This window comes from Paucihalobacter sp., from assembly GCF_036825875.1.
Classification (GTDB): Bacteria; Bacteroidota; Bacteroidia; order Flavobacteriales; family Flavobacteriaceae; genus Paucihalobacter.
In genome coordinates this window covers 42,243-66,157 of sequence record NZ_DAISXK010000006.1, presented here as the reverse complement: position 1 = coordinate 66,157, position 23,915 = coordinate 42,243, and the positions used below count along the sequence as shown (strand labels likewise).

At 35.4% G+C, this 23,915-nt stretch carries 20 protein-coding genes; 18 read left to right on the top strand and 2 right to left on the bottom strand.

Going from position 1 to position 23,915, the window contains the following annotated elements; all coding sequences use genetic code 11:
- The first annotated feature begins 167 nt into the window (after nt 1–167).
- The 5 genes from V7Z48_RS03225 to V7Z48_RS03205 all read left to right on the top strand — a co-directional run bounded on the left by V7Z48_RS03225 (nt 168) and on the right by V7Z48_RS03205 (nt 7,524).
- Nucleotides 168–3,554 carry a hypothetical protein gene (locus tag V7Z48_RS03225; RefSeq protein ID WP_334111953.1) on the top strand — a complete coding sequence of 1,129 codons (3,387 nt, stop codon included), beginning with the start codon at nt 168–170 and terminating at the stop codon, nt 3,552–3,554.
- Entirely contained in the window at nt 3,547–3,957 is a 411-nt protein-coding gene (ybeY, locus tag V7Z48_RS03220; RefSeq protein WP_334111952.1) for an rRNA maturation RNase YbeY, read from the top strand. The genes V7Z48_RS03225 and ybeY overlap by 8 nt, the downstream gene beginning before the upstream one ends.
- A 56-nt stretch (nt 3,958–4,013) precedes the next feature.
- Complete coding sequence (gene mnmG / locus V7Z48_RS03215) at nt 4,014–5,891, top strand: tRNA uridine-5-carboxymethylaminomethyl(34) synthesis enzyme MnmG (RefSeq protein ID WP_334111951.1); 1,878 nt, start codon at nt 4,014–4,016, stop codon at nt 5,889–5,891.
- 44 nt (nt 5,892–5,935) lie between these two features.
- Complete coding sequence (locus tag V7Z48_RS03210; protein ID WP_334111950.1) at nt 5,936–6,802, top strand: class I SAM-dependent methyltransferase; 867 nt, start codon at nt 5,936–5,938, stop codon at nt 6,800–6,802.
- A 206-nt stretch (nt 6,803–7,008) separates the two neighbouring features.
- The gene (locus V7Z48_RS03205; protein WP_334111949.1) at nt 7,009–7,524 is read left to right on the top strand and encodes an OmpH family outer membrane protein; all 516 of its coding nucleotides are present in this window, start codon (nt 7,009–7,011) and stop codon (nt 7,522–7,524) included.
- 27 nt (nt 7,525–7,551) lie between these two features.
- On the opposite strand, the gene V7Z48_RS03200 is transcribed toward V7Z48_RS03205, so the two are convergent.
- A complete protein-coding gene (locus tag V7Z48_RS03200; RefSeq protein ID WP_334111948.1) occupies nt 7,552–8,715 on the bottom strand; it encodes a DNA polymerase III subunit in 1,164 nt (387 codons plus the stop codon).
- Between the two features lie 73 nt (nt 8,716–8,788).
- Here V7Z48_RS03200 and V7Z48_RS03195 point away from each other — a divergent pair, with 73 nt between their 5' ends.
- From V7Z48_RS03195 to V7Z48_RS03185, 3 genes are read left to right on the top strand one after another with little or no spacing between them, the layout of a single operon-like run.
- Nucleotides 8,789–9,976: a phosphoglycerate kinase gene (locus V7Z48_RS03195; protein ID WP_334111947.1), complete on the top strand. Its 1,188-nt coding sequence runs from the start codon at nt 8,789–8,791 to the stop codon at nt 9,974–9,976.
- Between the two features lie 60 nt (nt 9,977–10,036).
- Nucleotides 10,037–11,575: a lytic transglycosylase domain-containing protein gene (locus tag V7Z48_RS03190; protein ID WP_334111946.1), complete on the top strand. Its 1,539-nt coding sequence runs from the start codon at nt 10,037–10,039 to the stop codon at nt 11,573–11,575.
- A gap of 44 nt (nt 11,576–11,619) precedes the next feature.
- On the top strand, nt 11,620–12,570 hold the full coding sequence (locus V7Z48_RS03185; protein ID WP_334111945.1) for a DUF4837 family protein: 951 nt from the start codon (nt 11,620–11,622) through the stop codon (nt 12,568–12,570).
- 51 nt (nt 12,571–12,621) lie between these two features.
- Here the strand turns inward: V7Z48_RS03185 and V7Z48_RS03180 are convergent, their stop codons facing one another.
- Entirely contained in the window at nt 12,622–12,810 is a 189-nt protein-coding gene (locus V7Z48_RS03180) for a Sec-independent protein translocase subunit TatA/TatB (protein ID WP_334111944.1), read from the bottom strand.
- A gap of 114 nt (nt 12,811–12,924) precedes the next feature.
- Here V7Z48_RS03180 and V7Z48_RS03175 point away from each other — a divergent pair, with 114 nt between their 5' ends.
- The 10 genes from V7Z48_RS03175 to V7Z48_RS03130 all read left to right on the top strand — a co-directional run bounded on the left by V7Z48_RS03175 (nt 12,925) and on the right by V7Z48_RS03130 (nt 23,650).
- Complete coding sequence (locus tag V7Z48_RS03175; protein WP_334111943.1) at nt 12,925–13,791, top strand: M23 family metallopeptidase; 867 nt, start codon at nt 12,925–12,927, stop codon at nt 13,789–13,791.
- Nucleotides 13,792–15,294, top strand: coding sequence for a GH3 auxin-responsive promoter family protein (locus tag V7Z48_RS03170; protein ID WP_334111942.1), 1,503 nt, complete (start codon nt 13,792–13,794; stop codon nt 15,292–15,294).
- Nucleotides 15,295–15,322: 28 nt separating this feature from the next.
- Nucleotides 15,323–17,011 (top strand): DUF6909 family protein, encoded by a 1,689-nt coding sequence (locus V7Z48_RS03165; protein WP_334111941.1) that lies wholly within the window; start codon nt 15,323–15,325, stop codon nt 17,009–17,011.
- Between the two features lie 7 nt (nt 17,012–17,018).
- On the top strand, nt 17,019–18,113 hold the full coding sequence (locus tag V7Z48_RS03160) for a hypothetical protein (protein ID WP_334111940.1): 1,095 nt from the start codon (nt 17,019–17,021) through the stop codon (nt 18,111–18,113).
- Complete coding sequence (gene rfbB, locus V7Z48_RS03155; RefSeq protein WP_334111939.1) at nt 18,100–19,122, top strand: dTDP-glucose 4,6-dehydratase; 1,023 nt, start codon at nt 18,100–18,102, stop codon at nt 19,120–19,122. Before V7Z48_RS03160 ends, rfbB begins: the two co-directional genes overlap by 14 nt.
- Complete coding sequence (gene rfbA / locus V7Z48_RS03150; protein WP_334111938.1) at nt 19,119–19,976, top strand: glucose-1-phosphate thymidylyltransferase RfbA; 858 nt, start codon at nt 19,119–19,121, stop codon at nt 19,974–19,976. Before rfbB ends, rfbA begins: the two co-directional genes overlap by 4 nt.
- Before the next feature lies 1 nt (nt 19,977).
- Nucleotides 19,978–20,526, top strand: coding sequence for a dTDP-4-dehydrorhamnose 3,5-epimerase (rfbC, locus tag V7Z48_RS03145; RefSeq protein WP_334111937.1), 549 nt, complete (start codon nt 19,978–19,980; stop codon nt 20,524–20,526).
- Nucleotides 20,523–21,380, top strand: a complete 858-nt coding sequence (rfbD, locus tag V7Z48_RS03140; RefSeq protein ID WP_334111936.1) for a dTDP-4-dehydrorhamnose reductase — start codon at nt 20,523–20,525, stop codon at nt 21,378–21,380. The genes rfbC and rfbD overlap by 4 nt, the downstream gene beginning before the upstream one ends.
- Nucleotides 21,381–21,466: 86 nt before the next feature.
- Nucleotides 21,467–22,591 (top strand): GDP-mannose 4,6-dehydratase, encoded by a 1,125-nt coding sequence (gene gmd, locus V7Z48_RS03135; RefSeq protein ID WP_334111935.1) that lies wholly within the window; start codon nt 21,467–21,469, stop codon nt 22,589–22,591.
- Nucleotides 22,592–22,600: 9 nt separating this feature from the next.
- Nucleotides 22,601–23,650, top strand: a complete 1,050-nt coding sequence (locus V7Z48_RS03130; RefSeq protein WP_334111934.1) for a GDP-L-fucose synthase family protein — start codon at nt 22,601–22,603, stop codon at nt 23,648–23,650.
- Nucleotides 23,651–23,915 lie beyond the last annotated feature (265 nt).

The window sequence follows — 23,915 nt, the reverse complement described above, 5'->3', positions numbered from 1 at the left end:
TGATGGCCAATTAAGGAGTTGGACGGACATAGTATTCTTTCTAAAAACTTATTATCTATTCAGTTCTTCGAAATTAACAGAATCTTACCAAAGTTAAGTATTTAGCCATAAAAATAAAATTGTAGTTTAGTAGTTTATATACTGACTATTAAGAAATATTTTAAGGCTTGAGCAATTTTACCATAATACAAACCAAACTTGAGCAGTTTATCCGGCGTTTTTACACCAATGAATTGTTGAAAGGAATTATATTGTTTTTCTCAATTGGCCTACTGTATCTGTTCTTTACGTTGATGGTTGAATATTTGTTATGGCTCAACACAACACTTAGAACCATATTATTTTGGTTGTTTGTGTTGGTAGAAACAACGCTCTTGGCGAAGTTTATCGTGAGGCCTTTATTGAAGCTGTTTAAATTACAAAAAGGTATAGGCTACCACGAAGCCTCAAAAATCATTGGTAATCACTTTCCCGAGGTCAATGATAAATTACTAAACGTACTTCAATTAAAACAGCAGACTCAGCAAAGCGAATTGCTTCTAGCTGGGATAGATCAAAAATCGGCCGAATTATCACCAGTCCCATTTAAGCTTGCAGTAAACTTCGCCACCAATAAAAAATATTTAAAATACGCCGCCGTTCCCGTTATCATTCTGCTTTTATCAATAGCAACTGGTAAAATTAATTGGTTTAGCGATGGTTATGAGCGTGTGGTAAATTATAAAACTGCTTATGAGCCGCCAGCGCCATTTCAGTTTTTTGTTTTGAATAATGACTTAAAAGCTTTGGAAGGTAAGCCATTTCAGCTGATAGTTTCAGCGGTTGGTGATGTATTGCCGGAGAATCCCCAAATACATTTTGAAGGAAATTCATATTTTCTGAAACAGCGTTCTGCGGGTGAGTACGAATATACATTCACACAACCAAAAGGCAACACCGAGTTTAATTTTACAGCCAATGGCGTGGTTTCTAAGCCCTATGTGCTTTCGGTGGTTAATGTACCAAAACTGATGTCATTTGAGATGGTTATGGATTATCCTTCACATACTAACAAACAAGACGAAACATTAAAAAGCACCGGAAATGCTGTTGTTCCAGAAGGTACAAAGGTGACTTGGATGATGAAAACTAAAGCCACTGATGATATCCAAATTTATGCAGAGGATTCCATTCCATTTTCACAGAACAATGAAGATGACTTTTCTGCGGAAAAACGTCTATTTAATAATTTTAATTACAGCATTAATATTAGTAATCAAGCATTAAAGAATTACGAAAGTTTGGCGTTTAATATCAAGGTGATTCGTGATGCTTACCCAGAATTAAATCTGAAAGTTGAAACCGATAGCATAGATCAGCAAAGCCTGTATTTTTATGGCCAAGTTAGTGACGACTACGGTTTACGAAAATTACAATTGGTGTATTATCCTTCTGGAGAAGAAATGCTTAAAAAAACGGAAGACATCGCTATTTCTAATTCGACATTTGATGAGTTTGTGAGTGCCTTTCCAAATCAATTAAACATTGAAGCGGGCATTAGTTACAATTTGTATTTTGAAGTATTCGACAACGATGCCGTTAACAACTTCAAAAGCTCTAAAAGCAGCGTTTTCACTTATAGAAAACGCACCCAAGATGAAGAAGAAAACAAACAGCTAGAACAGCAAAACGAAACCATAAAAGACCTCAATAAATCTTTTGAAAAATTAGAAGAACAAGATAAAAAGCTTGAGGAACTAACCAAAACTCAAATCGAAAAGGAGCAACTCAATTTTAATGATAAGAAGAAGCTTGAGGAGTTTTTAAAACGGCAAAAGCAACAAGAAGAAATGATGCAAAATTTCAACGAAAAGTTGCAAGAAAATTTAGAAGAGTTTCAAAAAGAGAACCCGGAAACTGATGAATTTAAAGAAGCCTTAAAAGAGCGTTTAAAGGAAAATGAAAGTAAACTTAAGCAAGATGAAAAGTTGCTTGAAGAGTTAGAAAAACTACAAGATAAAATCAATAAAGAAGAGTTTACTCAAAAATTAGAAGAATTAGCCAAGCAAAATCAGACTAAAAAACGCAGTTTAAAACAGCTTTTAGAACTTACCAAGCGTTTTTACGTTGCTAAAAAACAAGAAAAATTAGCTAAAGATTTGGAGAGACTTTCTGAGAAACAAGATGATTTATCCGAGAAATCAATAGAAGAAAACACAGCCGAAAAGCAAGAAGAACTCAATAAGGAATTCGAAGAATTTCAAAAACAAATGGAAGAGCTTCTAAAGGAAAATGATGCGCTAGAAAAGCCAATGCCTATAGAACAAGATAAACCAACCGAGGAAAGCATTAAACAGGAACAAGAAGAGGCAAAAGAAGCCTTAGAAGAAAAGAAAGAACAGCAAGAAAAGGGCGATAATCAAGGCGCAGAACAAAAACAAGACAAAGCCAAAGAGCAGCAAAAGAAAGCAGCGAAAAAAATGAAACAAATGGCGCAAAAAATGGCTCAGTCCATGCAAATGGCTGGTGGCGATCAAATGTCTGAGGATGCGGCAGCTTTGCGACAGATTTTGGATAATTTGTTATTGTTTTCATTCGATCAGGAAAGCTTGATGGATCAGTTTAGACGCATAGAAATTAACCACAGTAATTATGGTAAATTTGTGGTGAACCAAAAAAATCTAAGAGAACATTTTGAGCATGTAGACGATAGCTTATTTGCGTTGTCTTTGAGGCAACCTTCACTTTCAGAAGAAGTTAACAAACAAATTACCGATGTGTTCTATAATATAGATAAAGCGTTGGATGCTTTAAGTGAGAATCAGTTATATCAAGGTATTGCCTCTCAGCAATACACCATTACTGCGGCCAATACCTTGGCAAATTTTTTAAGTGATGTGTTAGACAATATGGAATCTCAAATGAATGCTTCTGGTAAAGGTTCTGGTAAGGAGAGTGGCGATCCATTACCCGACATTATTATGAGTCAGGAAGAGCTGAATAAAATGATGGAAGAAGGCCTTAAAAAGAGCCAGGATGGTAAACCAAAAGACGGTGAAGAAGGAAAAGAAGGCGAAGAAGGAAAAGAAGGAAATGAGGGTAAACAAGAAGGCGAAGGTCAGGATGGAGACACCCAAGGAGAAGGTGAAGGTCAAGGTAACGAAGAATTAAACGGAGAGCTGTATGAAATTTATCAACAGCAACAAAAATTACGTCAGGCGTTGCAAGATAAAATTGGCAAGGAAGAAGGCTCAGGTCAGGTAGGTGATTTAATCAAGAAAATGGAAGAGGTAGAGTTGGATTTAATCAACAAAGGCTTTACCAATCAAACCCTTCAAAAGATGATGGCATTGCAGTATGAATTGTTGAAATTGGAAAACGCGACCTTTCAACAAGGTCAGGACACCAAAAGGCAATCTGAAACCAATCGCACTAATTTCACCAACACTAATACCAACCAAATTCCGACAGCCAAAGAATATTTTAACACCAGCGAGATCTTAAATAGGGAAGCCTTACCTTTGCGCGAATTTTTTAAAAAACGCGTTCAAGATTATTTTAAGAGGAATGATTAATTTTTATTACGAAACAGATTTTAAATTACGAAACGAGAAGACAGTTTCAGAATGGATTGCTATTGCTATTATTGATGAGGAAAAAACAGAAGGTGAGCTAAATTTTATTTTTGTAGACGACGATTATTTGCACAAATTAAACGTGGAATTTTTACAACACGATACCCTTACGGATATTATAACTTTTGACAATAGTATAGGAAACATCTTACATTCGGATATTTATATTTCTGTACAACGTGTTGCCGATAATGCCAAAGATTTCGAATCAAACTTTAATGAAGAGTTAAGTCGCGTTATGATTCACGGTATACTTCACCTCTGTGGATATAAAGATAAGGGTATTAATGATACTGAGTTAATGCGTTCAAAAGAAAATTACTATCTCTCAAAAATGGTATAGATTATTGGTTTCGATGTATATTTGCAATCGGAAATGTTCCACGTGAAACAATTTAAATGAGTTTATTTCAGGATACATATGATGTTATAGTAGTGGGTGCAGGTCATGCCGGTGGTGAAGCCGCTGCTGCCGCTGCTAATATGGGCTGTTCAACATTACTTATTACCATGAATTTGCAAAACATTGCGCAAATGTCGTGCAACCCTGCCATGGGCGGAATTGCAAAGGGTCAAATAGTAAGAGAAATAGACGCACTTGGCGGTTATAGCGGCATAGTAAGTGACACATCCGCAATTCAGTTTAAAATGCTTAATAAAAGCAAAGGGCCTGCTATGTGGAGTCCGAGAGTGCAAAGTGACAGAATGCGTTTCGCAGAAGATTGGAGACTGATGTTAGAGCGTACGCCGAATCTCGATTTTTATCAAGATATGGTAAACGCATTACTAGTTGAAAAAGATAAAGTAGTAGGCGTTAAGACTTCCTTAGGAATTGAAATAAAAGCCAGAACGGTTGTGCTTACCAATGGCACTTTTTTAAATGGACTTATTCACATAGGTGATAAAAACTTTGGTGGCGGCAGAGCTGGGGAAAAAGCAGCCACGGGAATAACAGAGCAATTGGTTGGCATAGGATTTGATTCCGGAAGGATGAAGACCGGTACGCCACCACGTGTAGATGGGCGTTCGTTGGATTATTCAAAAATGGAGGAACAAAAGGGAGACGATTTGCCTGCTAAGTTTTCATATTTAGACAGTACGAAGCCGTTAAAAGCGCAACGTTCATGCTATATGACTTACACCAATTTGGAAGTGCATGATTTACTTCGGGAAGGATTTGATAGATCGCCTATGTTTAATGGCCGTATTAAAAGTTTAGGGCCGCGTTACTGTCCGTCAATTGAAGATAAAATTAACCGATTTGCAGATAAGGAACGACATCAAATTTTTGTGGAGCCTGAGGGATGGAATACAGTAGAGGTTTATGTAAATGGGTTTTCAACCTCTTTGCCAGAGGATGTTCAATTTAAAGCGTTGAAATCCGTTAGCGGTTTTGAAAAGGTGAAGTTTTTCAGGCCAGGATACGCTATAGAATATGATTATTTTCCACCCACACAATTAATGCATACCTTAGAGACCAAGTTAATTTCCGGATTATATTTTGCAGGTCAAATTAACGGCACTACAGGTTATGAAGAGGCGGCTTCACAAGGATTAATGGCTGGAATAAACGCCGCTCTAAAGGTAAAAGACAAGGAGCCATTTATCTTAAAACGGAATGAGGCTTATATTGGGGTTTTGGTAGATGATCTTATTACCAAAGGCACCGAAGAACCATACCGAATGTTCACCTCACGTGCAGAATACAGAACCTTATTACGTCAAGACAATGCCGATTTTAGATTAACACCTAAAGGATTTGAGCTTGGCTTAGCCTCTGAAAAACGTTTAAGACGCATGGAGGAAAAACAAGCCGCTTCCGAAAACTTCGTTCAATTTTTTAAAGATACGAGCGTAAAACCAGAGGAAATAAACCCTATACTTTCGGATAATGAATCATCACCCATGCAACAGTCCGATAAAATGTTTAAGATATTTGCACGCCCAAATATCGGATTTGAAGACATGGTTAAAATTGATTCAGTACGGGATTATGTTATGGCACATAAGTTGGATGATGAGGTTATTGAGCAAGCCGAAATTCAGGTAAAGTATGCAGGTTATATCGAAAAAGAAAAGAACAACGCAGATAAGCTCAACAGACTTGAAGATATGAAAATACCAAGAAACTTTGATTATTCTAAAATCAAATCTATGAGTATGGAGGCGAGAGAGAAACTTAATAAAATTCGGCCCGCAACGGTATCGCAAGCTTCAAGAATTAGTGGCGTATCGCCTAATGACGTCTCGGTTCTTTTAGTTTACATGGGAAGATAATTTAACAAGTTCCACGTGGAACATTTTTGTTTCCAAGAAAAATTATGTCTCAAAAGTATTTAAATCCATCTTCATTTAAAGTAAAAGATTTCTCCGTTTCGGGTGAAGAATTTACCTTGGTTTTTGATGAAGAATTTGAATATTTCAAAACCACTCCACAACCTTGCGAAGATCAACTTCCGGCGTATTATAAAAGTGAAGACTATATTTCACATACCGATGCTAAACGCAATACCTTAGAAAAGTTATATCATTTTATTAAGGAAATTGCCCTTCGCCAAAAGGTAAATTTGATTAATGCACTTAAAACCGATTCTAAATTACTTTTAGATATAGGTTGTGGCACAGGTGATTTTTTGAAGACTGCTGCTGATAATAAATGGCAAGTGTTGGGAATAGAACCAAACCAACAAGCGCGAAGCATAGCAAATAAGAAAACCAACAATTCTGTTTTTAATATTGATAAGTTCGATCACTTAAAAGACCACTCGTTCGATGTCATTACGCTTTGGCATGTGTTAGAGCATTTGCCGAACTTAGACCAGCAAATTTTAAATCTAAAGCGATTATTAAAACCGAATGGCGCGATAGTAATAGCAGTGCCAAATTATAAAAGCTACGATGCACAAGTTTATAAATCATTTTGGGCCGCTTATGATGTTCCTAGACATCTCTGGCATTTTTCTCAGGCATCTATCTCAAAACTATTCCAACAGCACAACATGATTGTTGTTCAGAAAAAGCCATTGTATTTTGATGCATTCTATGTGAGTTTACTTTCAGAGAAATATCAAAGCGGTCGTTATCGTTATTTGAAAGCTTTTTGGGTTGGGTTAAGATCAAATTTCAAAGCAATGCGATCTGGAGAGTTTTCTTCGCGTATTTACATTGTAAAAAAATGCAAAAATTAAAATAAAGCCCTGTAATCGTTTTTAATCTGGCAAAACAACTCGTAAGGTTAGCTATTTATTTAAGTAAAGCAGATGGGCTTATTTAAACTCAGTTTTAATAGTTACTGAATATTAAAATGGTTTTTGTAATTAATTTTATCTATTAATATAAAAAGTTGTAAAACAAATCAACTTTTATACATTTGCAGAAATTTAAAAATAAATTCATGAAACATATTTTAGTAGTAGTTGGACTTTTATTATTAACCTCTTGTCAGCAGGAAGCCAAAATAGGTTATGTTAATAACGGTGATTTGATAAACAATTATCAAATGAAAATAGATTTAGAAACCAAGTACGAGGGTTTAAACACAAAGTTTACCAAAAAAATGGACAGCTTAAGTCAGCGCTTTCAAGCCGAGGTAATGGAGTTTCAATCTAAGGAGAAATCCATGAGTCAAACACAACTTCAAGAAGTGTATCAACAATTGGGTCAAAAGCAACAAGGACTACAGCAACAATTTCAAGTGGAGCAACAAGAATTGGAAAAGGCATTTCAAACAGAAATTGACTCGGTAATTTCAAAAGTTAAGTCTTTTGTGAAAGAATATGGTGAGAAAAATAACTACGCTTATATCTTAGGAGGTAATGATGCAGGAAGCGTAATGTATGGTGAAGAATCATCCGACCTTACAGAGACAATTACAGAGGCTTTAAATAAAGCATACGAAGAAAAAAACTAGCTTATGATAGGCGCAATAATTTTAAAGTCAGGCATTTGCCTGACTTTTTTTGTGAAGTAATCTTGTGAGTTTGATAGATAAATCTGTTAAAATAATTTTAGAATTTCCGTTGCGTTCAATATGATACATGGCGCTTTCTAGTTCTTCTACAATGTCTAATATATTATCTTGGTTTACGAAAGGGGCAAAGTTCTCAAGTTTAAAACCTTCAGATTTTGTTTCAATATATACAAGCGGACCCGTATTATAATTTAACATTAACGCCTGTCTAAATAATTCAATGCAAAACTGTAAAAACTGCTTTTGAGTTTCGCGTCCAGTTTTTGCAATCTCTTCACTCCAGCTAATCAAGTCGTGTATTGCACTTTTGTTTCCTTTTGCTCTAAATGCACTTCTTACCCAAAACACAAACCAATTTTCAAATTGTAAATCTTCGCTATCTTGGTAGACAAGGTCGCAAGCTTTGTTGTAATTTCCGTTAGATTGGTTGGCAATATTTGCAGCAACGCGTTTGTCAATATTAAACTGTTTAACCAAACCTTCTTCAATAACCTCATTAGACAGTGGTGGAAAATGCAACACCTGACAACGCGATCGAATGGTGCCAATGATCTGCTCTTCTTCTTCAGCAATTAAAATGAAAACCGTTTTTTCTGGTGGTTCTTCAATAAGCTTTAGGAGTTTATTGGCGCTGGCTGAGTTCATTTTCTCAGCCATCCAAATAATCATAAATTTATAACCGCCTTCATAGGATTTGAGCGATAGTTTTTTAACAATATCATGCGCTTCATCAACCCCAATTTGTCCTTGCTTGTTATCTACTCCAATTTTTTTATACCAATCAAATAAATTCCCATAAGGCTGTTCCTTTAATAGCGCGCGCCATTCGGTCATAAAATTATTAGAAACGGGATGGCTTTTTATGGCAGTGGTTGTAGTAACTGGAAAAGCGAAATGTAAATCGGGATGCGAAAATTGTTTAAATTTTAAATTACAACTGTTATTCCCGTTGTTATTTTCGCCTTCAACATTATTGCAAATTACATATTGTGCGTATGCTATGGCCATTGCCAAGGTGCCAACACCTTCTTTCCCTACAAATAACTGCGCATGTGGTATCCTGCCATAATTAGCGCTGGTAGTAAGGTGATTTTTAATGTGAGTTTGCCCTAGAATATCTGAAAACAACATGACACAAAGATAACAGAAATCGACTGTTATAATAATGATGAAACACTTATATTTGTGTTTTAAATTATGGAAAATGACAACAATACACGATTTTAATTTTAAGGGAAAAAAGGCATTAATTAGAGTAGATTTTAACGTGCCACTTAACGATAAATTTGAGGTTACCGACGCCACAAGAATTTCAGCGGCTAAACCAACTATAGTAAAAGTTTTAGAAGATGGCGGTAGCTGCGTTTTAATGTCTCATCTAGGCAGACCAAAAGGCGTGGAAGATGAGTTTTCTTTAAGACATATTTTAAAAGAACTAGAGTTTCAAATTGGTATTAAAGTAGCTTTTGTTTCTGACTGTGTAGGACCTGAAGCCGAATCTGCGGCCGCTAATTTAAAACCAGGGTCCGTGTTGTTATTAGAAAACCTAAGATTTCATCCAGAAGAGGAAAAAGGTGATGAAGTATTTGCCGAACAGCTTTCAAAACTAGGTGATATTTATGTGAATGATGCTTTTGGAACAGCGCACCGTGCGCATGCTTCAACGACGATAGTAGCTAAGTTTTTCCCAAACAACAAATGCTTTGGAATATTACTTGCCCAAGAAATTAAGAGTATTGATAAAGTTTTAAATAATAGTGAAAAACCAGTTTTAGCAGTTTTGGGTGGTGCTAAAGTGTCCTCAAAAATTACCGTGATCGAAAATATATTAAGTAAGGTTGACCATTTGATCATTGGAGGAGGTATGACCTTTACTTTTATTAAAGCACAAGGCGGCAGTGTTGGCGATTCAATTTGCGAAGACGATAAATTGGATTTAGCTTTAGAAATCTTAAAGAAGGCCAAAGCACAAAATGTACAAATACATCTTCCTGTGGATGTAGTTGCAGCCAATAGCTTTTCAAATACAGCAGAAACACAGGTTGTAGATGTTACCAAAATTCCCGACGGCTGGCAAGGTTTAGATGCCGGTCCAAAATCTTTAAAAAACTTTGACACGATTGTAAACCAATCTAAAACTATTTTATGGAATGGCCCTTTAGGGGTTTTTGAAATGCCCAACTTTGCGAAGGGAACTATTGCGTTAGGTAATTCAATTGCTAATGCGACTAAAAACGGTACCTTTTCACTTGTTGGCGGTGGTGATTCGGTCGCCGCGGTTAAGCAATTTGGATTTGAAAAGAAAGTGAGTTATGTAAGTACGGGTGGCGGTGCAATGTTAGAAAGCCTAGAAGGCAGAACTTTGCCAGGAATTGCGGCTATTTTAGAATAAATATTATATTTGAGTTAATAATGTTGCATTTTGGAACGTTGTTATATAAAATTATTCATCATGAAACATTTGCCTCTGTGTATTGCTTTGTTTTTACTTTTTTCTTGTTCCGCCTATTCCCAAGCCGATGATAAGTCTCAAAAAAGAGACACCCTTGTAGACGGTAAGTTAACTGTTGATAAGCGTATTCCATCATTAAAAGATTCTATAGATATAAGAACTTTTAAGGACGACTCCCTGTCGTTGGCGTTAGATGAATTTTGGTTTAAGGAACTTTACAGTTTAGAGGCATTTGACTCTATTTACAACGATGTGAGTCAATTAAACTTTGAAGAAGTTGAGTATCCAGAATTATCAACCGATACTTTAAAAGCAAGACTTTCAAGACTTAACGCTAGAACCCCATTTAATGTAGAGTACAATCCATCTTTGGAATCGGTTATCAAGCGGTTTTTAAAAACAAGACGCAATTCGCTTCAAAATTTAATGGGCTTGAGTCATTTTTATTTCCCATTATTTGAAACAGAACTCGATAAACATGACATTCCGCTTGAAATAAAATATTTAGCAATAGTAGAATCGGCTTTAAAACCAAAGGCCAAATCAAGAGTTGGTGCCACTGGTTTGTGGCAATTTATGTTCACTACAGGGAAAATGTACAATTTAGACGTGAGCAGTTATGTTGACGAACGCAGCGACCCTATAAAATCAACAGAGGCTGCAGCAAAATACCTTTCCAAACTTTACGAAATTTTTGGTGATTGGGACTTAGCACTTGCGGCCTATAATTCAGGCCCAGGAAATGTAACCAAAGCTATTAGACGTTCCGGAGGTTATGAAAATTACTGGAATATCAGACACAATTTACCAAGAGAAACCGCGGGTTATCTTCCTGCTTTTCTTGCAACAATGTATGTTTTTGAATACGCAGAAGAACACGGTTTTAAACCCAATAAGCCTGAGTTTAACTTTTTCCAAACAGATACAGTCCATGTGAAACAAATGATTTCTTTCGATCATATTGCTGAAGTTACGGGTCTTAATATAGAAACCATTCAGTTTTTAAATCCGTCGTATAAATTAGATATTATTCCAAAAGTTGAAGGCAAGCATTACACCTTAGAACTACCTTTAGAGGCCTTGGGTGTATTTGTGGCGAATGAGGAAGCTATATATGCTTATGCTAAAGAGCAATTTGAAAAAAGAGAAAAACCACTACCACAATTTTTCGACAATGATACTAAGGTAACTTACCGTGTAAAAAGCGGCGATTATTTAGGTAAAATTGCTAGACAATACAGCGTTGGTGTTAACCAAATAAAACAATGGAATGGCCTGAGAAACAATAATTTAAAAGTTGGACAGCGGCTTACAATCTATCCCCGTGGCACTACTGCAGCTACAAAACCAGCAACAGTAACCAACACAGTAACCACAACAAACACCTCAGGAAAAAAAACTTACACGGTTAGTCAAGGCGATTCACTCTGGAGTATTGCGCAAAAATTCCCTGGTGTATCGGTAGACAATATAAAAGAATGGAATAGAATGTCAAGCAACAGCCTTAAAATAGGTACGGTTCTTGTGGTATCGCAGTAATTTTTTAAATCAATCAGTCTATGGCCAAATATTTAATTGCATGTATGTCTATTTTCCTTTTTTTCTCATGTGAAGAAGGGGAGCCTGGCAAAAAAACAGTTTCAGCATCTTCTGGAAACATTAACCATCTAAATGTAGTGACCTCTAATGATAATTGGGAAGGCAGCATCGGTGACGCCATAAGAGATATACTCGCTGCGCCATACGAAGGATTACCCCAAGACGAACCGATGTTTTCAATCAATCAATTACCACCAGAGGTGTTTAGTGGTTTTGCTGCCAAGAATAGATTGGTGTTAAAAATAGAGGTCGGGAAAAACCCTCAAACGGTTGTTGAATACAACCTATTTGCTAAACCTCAAACAGTAGTTATTGTAGGTGGCAAAAATGAAGCTGAAATTTTAGAACAACTTCAGACCAATGTAGGTACAATAGTGGATGCTTTTAAAAAACAAGAATTAGTAGAAAAGCAAGGACGCATTGGTATTTCACTTAAAGAAACCGCCAATATTGAACAGCAGCTTGGTATATCCTTAAATTTTCCTTCGGTTTATAGGTATGCAAAAAATGAAGATAATTTTTTCTGGATTAGAAAGACCTTGACTACCGGAACCCTAGATATTATGCTATATCAAGTGCCTTTAGAAAGTATACGACAAGGCGATAGTGCTGTTGTAGATATCATAAGCATTAGAAATGCTTTCGGACAAAAATATATTGAAGGTGAGAAACCTACTGCTTATATGACTACAGAAACGGCTTTTTCACCTTATGTATTCAAAGGTACTATAGATAATAAACCTGCTATAATAACCAAAGGGATTTGGCGAATGGAAAACGATTTCATGGGTGGACCATTTGTTAATTACGCCATTGAAGACAAGGCCAACAACCGTTACCTAATGGCCGAAGGTTATGTTTATGCACCATCGGTACAAAAGCGGGATTACGTTCACGAAATAGAAGCCATTTTAGAATCTGTTAAATTTAAATAAATAAAAAAACCAACTTGAACAAGTTGGTCTTTTAAAAACAGTTAAGTTTAATTATTTTTTTGCATCTTGTTTAGATGCGTCTTTGTCTTCTTTACTGGCGTCTTTAAATTCCTTAATGCCACTGCCTAAGCCTCGCATCAATTCGGGAATTTTCTTTCCTCCAAATAACAATAAAATAGCCACAACAATCAGTACAACTTGCCATGGACCCAGTGCTAAAAATATGCTTGATGCTATCATCTTTTATAAAATTTATTGATGCAAAGTTAACAATTATAGTTTAATCTAAACGTTTTCAACTAAACTTTAGCATTGCTATTATTACGCGTTTATTTTATTTAATTTTGTACAACTATGGCGAAAGTAAAGGAGAAAAAGCGATTTATTAAAAAACTATTCTCAAAGTACCGTTTGGTAATACTTAACGAAGACACTTTTGAAGAGCGCTTCGCCATCAAACTCACGCGACTCAATGTATTTGTTTTGGTCTCGCTTTCAGCCATTATATTGGTCGTTTTAACTACTTTGCTTATTGCCTTTACCACTTTAAGGGAATTTATTCCAGGATATTCTTCAACCGCACTTAAAAGACAAGCCCTAGAACTCAATTATAAAACAGACTCTTTACATCGCGTTATTTCTTTGAATGAACAATATTACGCCTCTATTAAAAAAGTGTTAACCGGTGATGTCGCAGCCGTAAATTTCAACAAAGATTCTATTATGGATGCCGTTAGAAAAGACGAATTAACAGAGATGGTGCTAAGAAGTCGAGAAGATTCTTTGCTTAGAGAAAAAGTGAGTAAGGAAGATAAATTCAATATTTTTGAAACCGAAGCCATCGCTTCAAACTTTGTGTTGTTTCCGCCAGCAAACGGAAAAATATCTTCTCCTTACAGCATTGAAGACAAACATTATGCAGTAGACATTGTGGTCCCTAAAGACACACCAGTGAAGGCAACTGCCGACGGTACGGTAATTTTTGCAGAATGGACCGCCGAAACGGGGTATGTTATAATTATAGAGCACAGACAAGAATTACTATCTGTTTACAAACACAATGCTTCTATAAGTAAAACCCAAGGCGACCTAGTGAAAGCCGGGGAAGTAATTGCCCTTGCAGGAAGCACGGGCGAATACAGCACTGGACCCCATTTACATTTTGAGCTTTGGAGCAAAGGGTATCCAGTAAATCCAACTAATTTCATCGATTTCGAATAAATGAGTAAACTCAAGTCTTTATTAGCAAAACCTTTTGCTAGATACATAGTTAGAAAAACTCAGAAATGGTCTAATAATCCCATTAAAACGCAAGAGAAGGTTTTTAAATCCCTGATCAAATCGGCTGCCAATACCAAATTTGGACGCGATCATCATTTTGAGGACATTTATAGTTTTGAAGATTTTGTGAATCGCGTTACTGTTAGGGATTACGAAGATTTAAAGCCCTATATTGATCAGGCGGTTGCGGGATCAAAAGACATTTTATGGAAAGGTAGACCTAAATATTTTGCTAAAACATCGGGCACTACTTCTGGTGCTAAATACATTCCTATAACCAAAGATAGCTTGCCGTTTCATATTAATGCGGCCCGCGATGCCATACTTCATTATGTTAATGAAACGGGCAACACAAAATTTATTAATGGTAAGATGATTTTCCTGCAGGGCAGTCCTATTTTAGAAACTAAAAACGGTATTCAATTAGGAAGATTATCAGGTATTGTCGCACATTATGTGCCAAAATATCTTCAAAAAAACAGACTACCATCATGGAAAACAAATTGCATTGAAGATTGGGAAACCAAAGTTTCGGCAATAGTAGACGAGACGATTAATCAAAACATGACGGTTATTTCTGGTATTCCTTCATGGATTCAAATGTATTTTGAAAAGTTAATTGAGCGCGAACAAAAACCTGTAGGTGATATTTTCAAGAATTTTGAACTATTTATTTTTGGTGGTGTAAACTTTGAACCCTATAAAGCTAAGTTCCAAAAATTAATTGGCCGCAATGTTGATAGTTTAGAATTGTTTCCTGCGAGCGAAGGCTTTTTCGCTTACCAAGACAAACAGTCTGAAAAAGGAATGTTATTGCTACTAAATTCAGGAATTTTTTACGAGTTTATTCAGGCTGACGAATTTTATTCAGAAGCTCCAAAACGTCTCACCATTAAGGAGGTGGAATCGAACGTAAATTATGTAATGATTATTTCCAGCAACGCAGGTTTGTGGGCTTATAACGTAGGCGATACTATTCAATTTACTAGTTTAAAGCCTTATCGTATAATCGTAACCGGTAGAATCAAGCATTTTATTTCCGCATTCGGCGAACATGTGATAGGCAAAGAGGTAGAACAGGCTATTCAAGAAGCTTCAGAGCGCCATAATGTTCAAATTTCCGAGTTTACAGTAGCGCCACAAATAAATCCAGATGCGGGATTGCCATATCATGAATGGTTTGTTGAATTTGAAAAGGCACCAAGCAATGAAGAAGCATTTATAGTTGATTTAGACAAATCGCTTCAACAGCAAAACAGTTATTATAAAGATTTAATTGTGGGTAAGGTGTTGACCAAGTTAAAATTAACAACCATTAAGCGTAACGGATTTCAAGATTTTATGAAGTCTGTTGGAAAATTGGGTGGACAAAACAAACTCCCAAGGTTGTCTAACGATCGCAATATTGCTGATGCTTTATACCGTTTACAATTAACCAAATAAATGTATATTTGCACGCTAAATATTAGAAATGACTAAGCAACGAACTTCCGGAAGGACTAGAGCACAGGAAAGTACAAATGCCATAGAACGCATGTACATAACGATGCGACATTTGTTCAATCGCGGTTTTTACAAACCTATGGGTGTTTCGGGTGATGCTTTAAGAGAATCACTCTTGTTACTCAGGCCAGAAATTTACGGTACTATTGCTGAAGAAAAAACAGAACTTGACGGGTTGCTATATGTTGTAGACAGGCTTCCCGAAGGTATTGAAGAGTGCAGATTTATAAACCTCACGAGTGATGAAGGTTATTCCAATTCTCATTTTAAAGCCATAATTCCACCAAAGAGAAGGCGAAATTGCTATAGAATTGATAGCGAACAAATGAACATTGAAATCACTAGAGGCAGATCGGAGATTTACGACATACTTACGCATCTCACATTTCTATTCATTGAGTCGCATAAAATAGCAAAAAAAGTTGTGATTTCAGACGATGGTTCAACCACTCGAGATTGGATCAAGTTAGAAGAAGCGGTAAAATCTGGTAAAAAGTTAAGCTTACAAGAGCGCGAAATAGCACTTACGCATACTGGTAATATTTTAGGCAGGACCTTTAGCGAATTAAAGCAAAGTCACACACAGTTCGCTACTAAAACAAAGCCCGAGAGATTTTTAGAAATTATATACTGGCTTGGTAAATTGGCGATTGACGAATTGGTTTATGATCAAAAACGAACGGTCACCTTCAGTCCAGTTTTACGAGAAAGACTAGGTCATCATATTCACGGTGAAATTTGGGCTGATAACATCAAAAGTATTTTAAAAAAGCAGGATATGTTAAAGCGCCCTATTCATATAATTAGCGCCAATATGCACAGTGTAATGAATACCTTATTTGCGCCAAATGCTCTTAAATCAACCTTGCCAAAACAACACAATTTTCAACTGTACGAAACTTTGAGTAATGAAGAAAATGAAGCTTTGCGCAATAAAGTAAAGAAAGAAGCGTTGCAGAAAGGAATGACGTTTATCCCCGATGCCTCTGGGACCAATATAGACGTTCAAATATTTGATATTACAAAAATTGACGCAAGTAAATTGGACATAAAGGTTGACCCAAAATTAATAAGCGAACAACAACCGGTTATTGTTGTTATGGACTATGCTTTTGGTGAGCAAGCTTATGAAACTATTGATGAGTTGTTAAAGCCTGTAAAAGCCAATGGAGAAAAAGTATATCTTAATATTGAATCTATTTCAATTATGGGAAAAGCTGGGATTTTAGATGGTAAAAAAGGAGATGTAATGATTCCTTCGGCGCATATATTTGAAGGAACGGCAGATAATTATCCGTTCAAAAACGAATTGTCTAAAAATGATCTTGAAGCTTGTGACGTAGATATTTATGAAGGCACCATGGTAACCGTTTTAGGCACCTCTTTACAAAACAAGGATATCCTTAAATTTTTTAAAGATTCTACCTGGAACGTGATAGGCCTAGAAATGGAAGGTGTTCATTACCAAAAGGCCATACAGTCAGCTTCAAAAATTAGAGGCAGTATCAATGAAAATGTAAAAGTGCGCTATGCCTATTATGCCAGTGATAACCCTCTAGAAACAGGAAGCACCTTAGCCTCTGGCGGCTTGGGCACCACTGGTGTAAAACCAACCTATGTAATAACCCGAAAAATTATAGAACAAATTCTTAACTAACATAATTATGAGTGATAAATTACCTGCGGAATCAAACAATAGTAAACCTATTCGTTCCTCAAATAACGAAGAAATAGATTTAATCGTAATTTTCAATTTAATAGGAAATGGATTTGATAGAATAGGGAGGTTTTTTAGCACGATTATTAAAGCTTTGTATGACATCATTATTCATGTATTAAAAGTTATATTTAAGAATATTAAAATCATTGCCTTTACCATGATATCTTTGGCCGTTTTGGGGTTTTTTTTAGAAAAATCACAAAAGGACATTTACAGATCGCAAATGCTTGTTAAGCCTTATTTTGACTCAAAATTTCAATTAGTCCAAAACATAAATTACTACAACGCCTTAATTGGTGAAAAGGACTACAAACAGTTAGAGAATATATTTGATATAGATATAGATGAAGCTAAAGATATTTTAAGTTTCGAAATTACACCTGGCCCTGAGACAGAAAATGACAGAATCAGAGAATATGACATGTATGTGAAGTCGATTGACAGTGTTAGGACGGAAGAATTAGATGTAAATTTCGATGATTTTATAAAAAATAGAAGTATATACAATGGAGATTTTTTTCAAATTGAAGTTCGGTCATATAAAAAAGATATTTTTAGAAGACTTGAAGAGGGATTAAACAGTACGTTTACCAATACCTATTCAATTAAAAAAATGCAAAAAAGAGATTCGTTACTATCTATAGAAAAGAAACAGATTCAAAATTCTATTAAACAAGTAGATTCTTTGAAAAAGGTTTATATGAGGGTAATGGAGGAAGAGTCTAAATCTGATAAAGGAATGGTCTCTTTTAAGGACGGAATGTCGGTTGTCTCTGAAAGAACTGTAACTAAAGAATATGAATTGCTAGAAAAGGAAATTCAGCTTCAAAAATTACTAAGTAATATAGAATCTCAAAAAGTTGAAGAGGATGTTTATTTTGACACCTTAGCTAGTTTTCAAGATGTAGGGTCACTATATCGGACTATTTGGATGAAATATGTAATAATCTTACCCGTGCTTGGATTTATAGGACTCGGTTTAATTTACCTAATCATTCGCCTTTACCAATATGTTATAAGATACGATGAAAAAGCATAAATGCATTTTAATAACCGGTGGTGCAGGATTTATAGGGTCAAATTTTATTATTGAATTCCTTAAAAAGCATCCAAGTATTGAACTTATAAATTTAGACAAGCTCACCTACGCCGGTGAGCTTTCTAATTTAGAAGATATTGAGGATTTACCAAATTACAAATTCGTTAAAGGTGATATTTGCGATCGATACTTGATTGAAGAGCTATTTAATAGGTATAAATTTGATGGCGTAATCCATTTTGCAGCCGAATCGCATGTAGATAATTCTATTAATAACCCAAATGCATTTATTCAAACCAATGTGTTTGGGACTTTTACTTTGATAGATGTGGCAAGAAACTATTGGATGTCGGCACCGCATCAACCTAAAATTGGTTGCGAGAATAATAGATTTTTACACATCAGTACCGATGAGGTTTATGGCACCTTAGGTGAAACTGGATTATTCACAGAACAAACCCCTTACGCTCCCAATAGTCCGTATAGTGCATCAAAAGCTTCATCAGATTTTGTGGTGAGAAGTTATTTTCACACTTATGGGATGAATGTTGTAACTACTAATTGCTCCAACAACTATGGCCCCAGGCAACACGATGAAAAGCTTATTCCAACCATTATAAGAAAGGCTATCAATAATGAGCCTATTCCAATTTATGGCGATGGTAAAAATATTCGAGATTGGTTGTATGTTTCAGACCATTGTAAGGGCATTGAGTTGGCTTTTTTAAATGGCCAATCCGGCGAAACCTATAATATTGGCGGCAAAAATGAAAGAAATAATCTTTATATAGCTCATAAGATCTGCGATGTTTTGGATGAGATAATCCCACAGGGAAAGCCCTATAAAGAACTTATTAAATTTGTTACTGACAGACCGGGCCACGATTTTAGATACGCGATAGATGCTTCAAAAATTGAAAATAATTTAGAGTGGAAGGCCAATGAAAATTTTGAGTCTGGAATAAAAAAAACGGTATCTTGGTATCTAAATAAATACAATAAGATATGAAAGGAATTGTCTTGGCAGGTGGATCTGGAACACGACTACATCCACTCACAATTGCAGTGAGCAAACAGCTTATGCCGGTATATGATAAGCCAATGATATATTATCCCATATCCACTTTAATGTCTGCAGGAATTAGAGAGATATTGATTATTTCAACCCCACAGGATTTGCCATTATTTCAAAAACTTTTAGGTGACGGAGCACAATTAGGATGTGATTTTTATTACGCCTCTCAAGAGTTTCCCAATGGCCTTGCAGAAGCATTTTTAATAGGTGAAGATTTTGTAGGTAATGATAAGGTTGCACTTATTTTAGGAGATAATATTTTTTATGGATCTGGCCTATCTACGTTGCTACAATCAAACAATAACCCAGATGGCGGGATTATTTATGCCTATCACGTCCAAGATCCAGAACGCTACGGTGTCGTTGAATTTAACGAAGCAGGTAAAGCTATTTCAATTGAAGAAAAGCCACAAAAGCCTAAGTCTAATTACGCAGTACCTGGAATTTATTTTTATGACAATGAAGTAGTAAATATTGCAAAACAAATAAAGCCAAGTCATAGAGGTGAATTGGAGATTACAGACATTAATAAATTTTATTTAGAAAGAGGAAAACTAAGCGTAAGTATATTAGATAGAGGTACTGCATGGTTAGATACTGGTACTTTTAATTCTTTAGTGCAAGCCACAAATTTTGTACAAGTAATTGAAGAACGACAGGGATTAAAAATTGGTTCTATCGAAGAGGCTGCTTTTAAAATGGGATTCATAAATAAAGCGCAACTAACTGCTTTAGCTCAACCACTGTTAAAAAGTGGTTATGGTACTTACCTACTAAGTTTAAAATAATATGATTATAGAACAAACAAGTCTTAAAGATTGTTTTGTATTAAAGCCCTTGGTCTTTCAAGATAGCCGAGGCTATTTTTATGAAAGTTATAATAAACACGATTTTTATAAACATACAGGATTGGGCATTGATTTTGTTCAAGACAACCAATCCCAGTCATCTAAAGGGGTTTTAAGAGGTCTTCATTTTCAAGTAGGAGATTATGAACAAGCCAAGTTAGTCAGAGTTATAAAAGGTAGCGTTTTAGATGTTTGTGTTGACTTAAGAGCAACTTCAGAAACTTATCTTAAGTATGCAGCCGTCATTTTATCAGAAGAAAATAAACATCAAATGTTTGTTCCAAAAGGTTTTGCTCATGGGTTTCTGGTTTTGGAAGACAACACTATATTTAGCTATAAGTGCGATAATTACTACAATAAAAATGCTGAAAGAGGCATTATTTATAGTGATCAAGATTTAAATATTGACTGGAATTTTCCATCAAATGACCTAATTATTTCGGAAAAAGATAAATCCCTACCAACTTTAGAAAATTATTTAAAGGAATGATCAATGTTTTAGTAACAGGCGGTAACGGACAATTGGCCTTAACCATAAAGCAACTATTTTCTTCAAATAAGGATGCTACTAATTTTATTTTTAAAACGAAAGCAGAATTAGATATTACTAAAAAAGAAGACCTTAACTTATTTTTTAATTCAAACCAAATACATTATTGTATAAATTGCGCCGCCTACACAAATGTTGAATTGGCAGAAACAAACCCTGAACAAGCGTTTCAGATTAACTCAAAAGCAGTTCAAAATCTTGCCTTGGCATGCAATGCGACAGGGGTTATACTAATTCATATTTCAACAGATTATGTTTTTGATGGCAACAGTTCTACACCTTATATAGAAACAGATATACCTAATCCCATTAATGCTTACGGCGAGTCAAAGTTGGAAGGAGAAAAGTTTGTATCAAGTATTTTAAATTCATACTTTATCATAAGAGCATCATGGTTATATTCAATTTATGGGCATAATTTTTTTAAAACGGTCATAAAAAAGATTGAAAATAAGGAAGCTATGAATGTTGTGAGCACACAAATAGGTACCCCAACCAGCTGTGAAGAATTAGCAAAATTTATATATTTCCTAATCAAAACGGACAATCAACAATTTGGAATCTATCATTTTTCACCTGTCGGTCAAACCTCTTGGTATGGTTTTGCGTATTATATTGCTAACTTTTTTAAAAGCAATGCAGTGAATCCTGTTTTATCTTATGAAACAAAAGCTGCAAGGCCAAACTTTAGTGTTTTAAATAATGACAAAATAAAACACTTGAATTTTGAACTATCAAAATGGGAAAAAAGTGTAGATACAACTATAAAACAATACCTTAGTGCCAAATTCTAATCCAGTCTTAATATACGAAATGGTTTGGTTTAAACAACAAAAGCAATACATTTGTAGATCACTAGCTCAGTTATAAATTTGAAACAATGAAAATCCAACAAAAAACAGCGCTCGTCACGGGAGTTACGGGTCAGGATGGCGCTTATTTAAGTGAGTTCTTACTGAAAAAGGGCTATCTAGTGCACGGTATAAAAAGAAGGTCATCAATGTTTAATACAGACAGAATTGATCACCTATATCAAGACCCACATGTAGAAAATCAGAACTTCTTTCTACATTATGGCGATTTAACAGACAGCACTAACCTAACAAGAATAATTAAGGAGGTACAACCGGACGAGATTTATAATCTAGCAGCTATGAGCCATGTCCAGGTGTCGTTTGAAATGCCAGAGTACACCGCCAATTGCGATGCTTTAGGGACACTGCGTATTTTGGAAGCCATACGCTTGCTTGGTATGGAGAAAAAAACGCGCATTTATCAAGCGTCAACTTCAGAGTTATATGGTAAGGTACAAGAAATTCCGCAAACAGAAACCACGCCTTTTTACCCGCGAAGTCCTTATGCCGTTGCCAAAATGTACGCTTATTGGATTACGGTAAATTATAGAGAAGCCTACGGTATTTACGCTTGTAATGGTATTCTATTCAATCACGAATCACCTATTAGAGGTGAGACTTTTGTAACCAGAAAAATTACAAGAGCAACGTCAAAAATAGCACTCGGTTTACAAGAAAAAATATATTTAGGAAATCTAGATGCCAAGCGAGATTGGGGTCATGCCAAAGATTATGTACGAATGATGTGGATGATTCTACAAGCAGACCAAGCTGAAGATTGGGTAATTGCCACGGGTACAACCACATCGGTTAGAGATTTTGTTAGAATGAGCTTTGCACATGTTGGCATTGAATTAGAATTTAAGGGCGAAGGTGTTGATGAAAAGGGCTATATAAAGTCTTGTTCCAAACCTGAATATTCATTAGAGATAGGCAGAGAAGTAGTAGCCGTAGACCCCAAATATTACCGACCAACCGAAGTAGAATTACTTATTGGCGATGCTACAAAAGCCAAAGAAAAATTAGGTTGGGTTCCGCAATATAATTTAGAAGATTTGGTTGAAGATATGATGTCTAGCGATTTGGTATTGATGAAGAAGCAGCAGTTTTTAAGAGATGGTGGGTACAGAATTAAAAATTATTTTGAATAATTATTTATAATGCATAAAAATTCAAAAATATATTTGGCTGGTCATCGCGGACTCGTAGGAAGTGCTATTCTAAAAACACTTAAAAACAAAGGATACGATAATATTGTCTATAGAACGCATACCGAGTTAGACTTAACCAATCAACAAGAAGTCCAAAATTTTTTCACTTCAGAAAAACCGGAATACGTTATTTTAGCAGCAGCTAAAGTTGGAGGTATTGTTGCCAATAATACCTATAGAGCAGAGTTTTTATATGAAAATTTGATGATTCAAAACAACGTGATTCATCAATGCTATTTAAATGGTGTAAAAAAACTACTATTTTTAGGAAGTACATGTATTTATCCCAAAAATGCAGCTCAACCGATGAAGGAAGCGGCACTTTTAACCAATACTCTAGAATATACGAATGAGCCATATGCTATCGCTAAAATCGCTGGGATTAAAATGTGCGAAAGCTACAATTTACAGTATGGTACCAACTTTATTTCAGTAATGCCAACTAATCTATATGGGCCAAATGATAATTTTGATTTAGAAAAATCGCACGTGTTACCAGCACTTTTACGAAAAATTCATCTGGCAAAGTTGTTAAATGAAAACAAAATCAATGAAGTTTTAAAAGATTTGGGCCTAGAAAATGTTCAAGAAGCAATGGAGTATCTCGCGAAATTTGGTGTAACCGCCAATAGCCTTGAGGTTTGGGGTTCTGGAAAACCTAAAAGAGAATTTTTATGGTCTGAAGACATGGCGGATGCTTGCGTATTTTTAATGGAAAATAGAAATTTTAAAGACACCTACGATTCGGATGAAAAGGAAATTAGGAATACACATATTAACATAGGAACAGGCGAAGATATTTCCATTAAAAATTTAGCCGAAACCATTAGGGAAATAGTTGGGTTTAAAGGTAATTTAGTTTTTAATACCGATAAGCCAGACGGTCCCATGAAGAAGTTAACCGATGTAACAAAGCTTAATTCATTGGGTTGGAGTTATAAGATAAACCTTGAAGAAGGTATAAAATTACAGTATGACTGGTATTTGAATCAGGATTGAATGTGATTATTTTACAAATAGGTAATAATGTTTTGGGGTATTAAGACATTGTAAATTTAAAATTTGGGTGATAAAATTAAAAAACTTAAAACTAAGCGCTGTGTTTAGGTAAAATTATTTATCTAAATAAAACCGGCTGCCAAGCACTTTAGTTATTAAGTTAAAATGAGAAAAGAAATTACAATAAATAAATCTACAAATAGAAAGCTTACGGTTTAAAGACGGACTGATTATTATACTTGCTTAACAATTATTTAATGCTATT

Excerpts from the sequence above, each read along its gene's own strand:
- ybeY (WP_334111952.1), top strand. The coding sequence starts at position 3,547 with ATGATTAATTTTTATTACGAAACAGATTTTAAATTACGAAACGAGAAG.
- mnmG (WP_334111951.1), top strand. The coding sequence starts at position 4,014 with ATGAGTTTATTTCAGGATACATATGATGTTATAGTAGTGGGTGCAGGT.
- V7Z48_RS03210 (WP_334111950.1), top strand. The coding sequence starts at position 5,936 with ATGTCTCAAAAGTATTTAAATCCATCTTCATTTAAAGTAAAAGATTTC.
- V7Z48_RS03205 (WP_334111949.1), top strand. The coding sequence starts at position 7,009 with ATGAAACATATTTTAGTAGTAGTTGGACTTTTATTATTAACCTCTTGT.
- V7Z48_RS03200 (WP_334111948.1), bottom strand. The coding sequence starts at position 8,715 with ATGTTGTTTTCAGATATTCTAGGGCAAACTCACATTAAAAATCACCTT.
- V7Z48_RS03195 (WP_334111947.1), top strand. The coding sequence starts at position 8,789 with ATGACAACAATACACGATTTTAATTTTAAGGGAAAAAAGGCATTAATT.
- V7Z48_RS03190 (WP_334111946.1), top strand. The coding sequence starts at position 10,037 with ATGAAACATTTGCCTCTGTGTATTGCTTTGTTTTTACTTTTTTCTTGT.
- V7Z48_RS03185 (WP_334111945.1), top strand. The coding sequence starts at position 11,620 with ATGTCTATTTTCCTTTTTTTCTCATGTGAAGAAGGGGAGCCTGGCAAA.
- V7Z48_RS03180 (WP_334111944.1), bottom strand. The coding sequence starts at position 12,810 with ATGATAGCATCAAGCATATTTTTAGCACTGGGTCCATGGCAAGTTGTA.
- V7Z48_RS03175 (WP_334111943.1), top strand. The coding sequence starts at position 12,925 with ATGGCGAAAGTAAAGGAGAAAAAGCGATTTATTAAAAAACTATTCTCA.
- V7Z48_RS03170 (WP_334111942.1), top strand. The coding sequence starts at position 13,792 with ATGAGTAAACTCAAGTCTTTATTAGCAAAACCTTTTGCTAGATACATA.
- V7Z48_RS03165 (WP_334111941.1), top strand. The coding sequence starts at position 15,323 with ATGACTAAGCAACGAACTTCCGGAAGGACTAGAGCACAGGAAAGTACA.
- V7Z48_RS03160 (WP_334111940.1), top strand. The coding sequence starts at position 17,019 with ATGAGTGATAAATTACCTGCGGAATCAAACAATAGTAAACCTATTCGT.
- rfbB (WP_334111939.1), top strand. The coding sequence starts at position 18,100 with ATGAAAAAGCATAAATGCATTTTAATAACCGGTGGTGCAGGATTTATA.
- rfbA (WP_334111938.1), top strand. The coding sequence starts at position 19,119 with ATGAAAGGAATTGTCTTGGCAGGTGGATCTGGAACACGACTACATCCA.
- rfbC (WP_334111937.1), top strand. The coding sequence starts at position 19,978 with ATGATTATAGAACAAACAAGTCTTAAAGATTGTTTTGTATTAAAGCCC.
- rfbD (WP_334111936.1), top strand. The coding sequence starts at position 20,523 with ATGATCAATGTTTTAGTAACAGGCGGTAACGGACAATTGGCCTTAACC.
- gmd (WP_334111935.1), top strand. The coding sequence starts at position 21,467 with ATGAAAATCCAACAAAAAACAGCGCTCGTCACGGGAGTTACGGGTCAG.
- V7Z48_RS03130 (WP_334111934.1), top strand. The coding sequence starts at position 22,601 with ATGCATAAAAATTCAAAAATATATTTGGCTGGTCATCGCGGACTCGTA.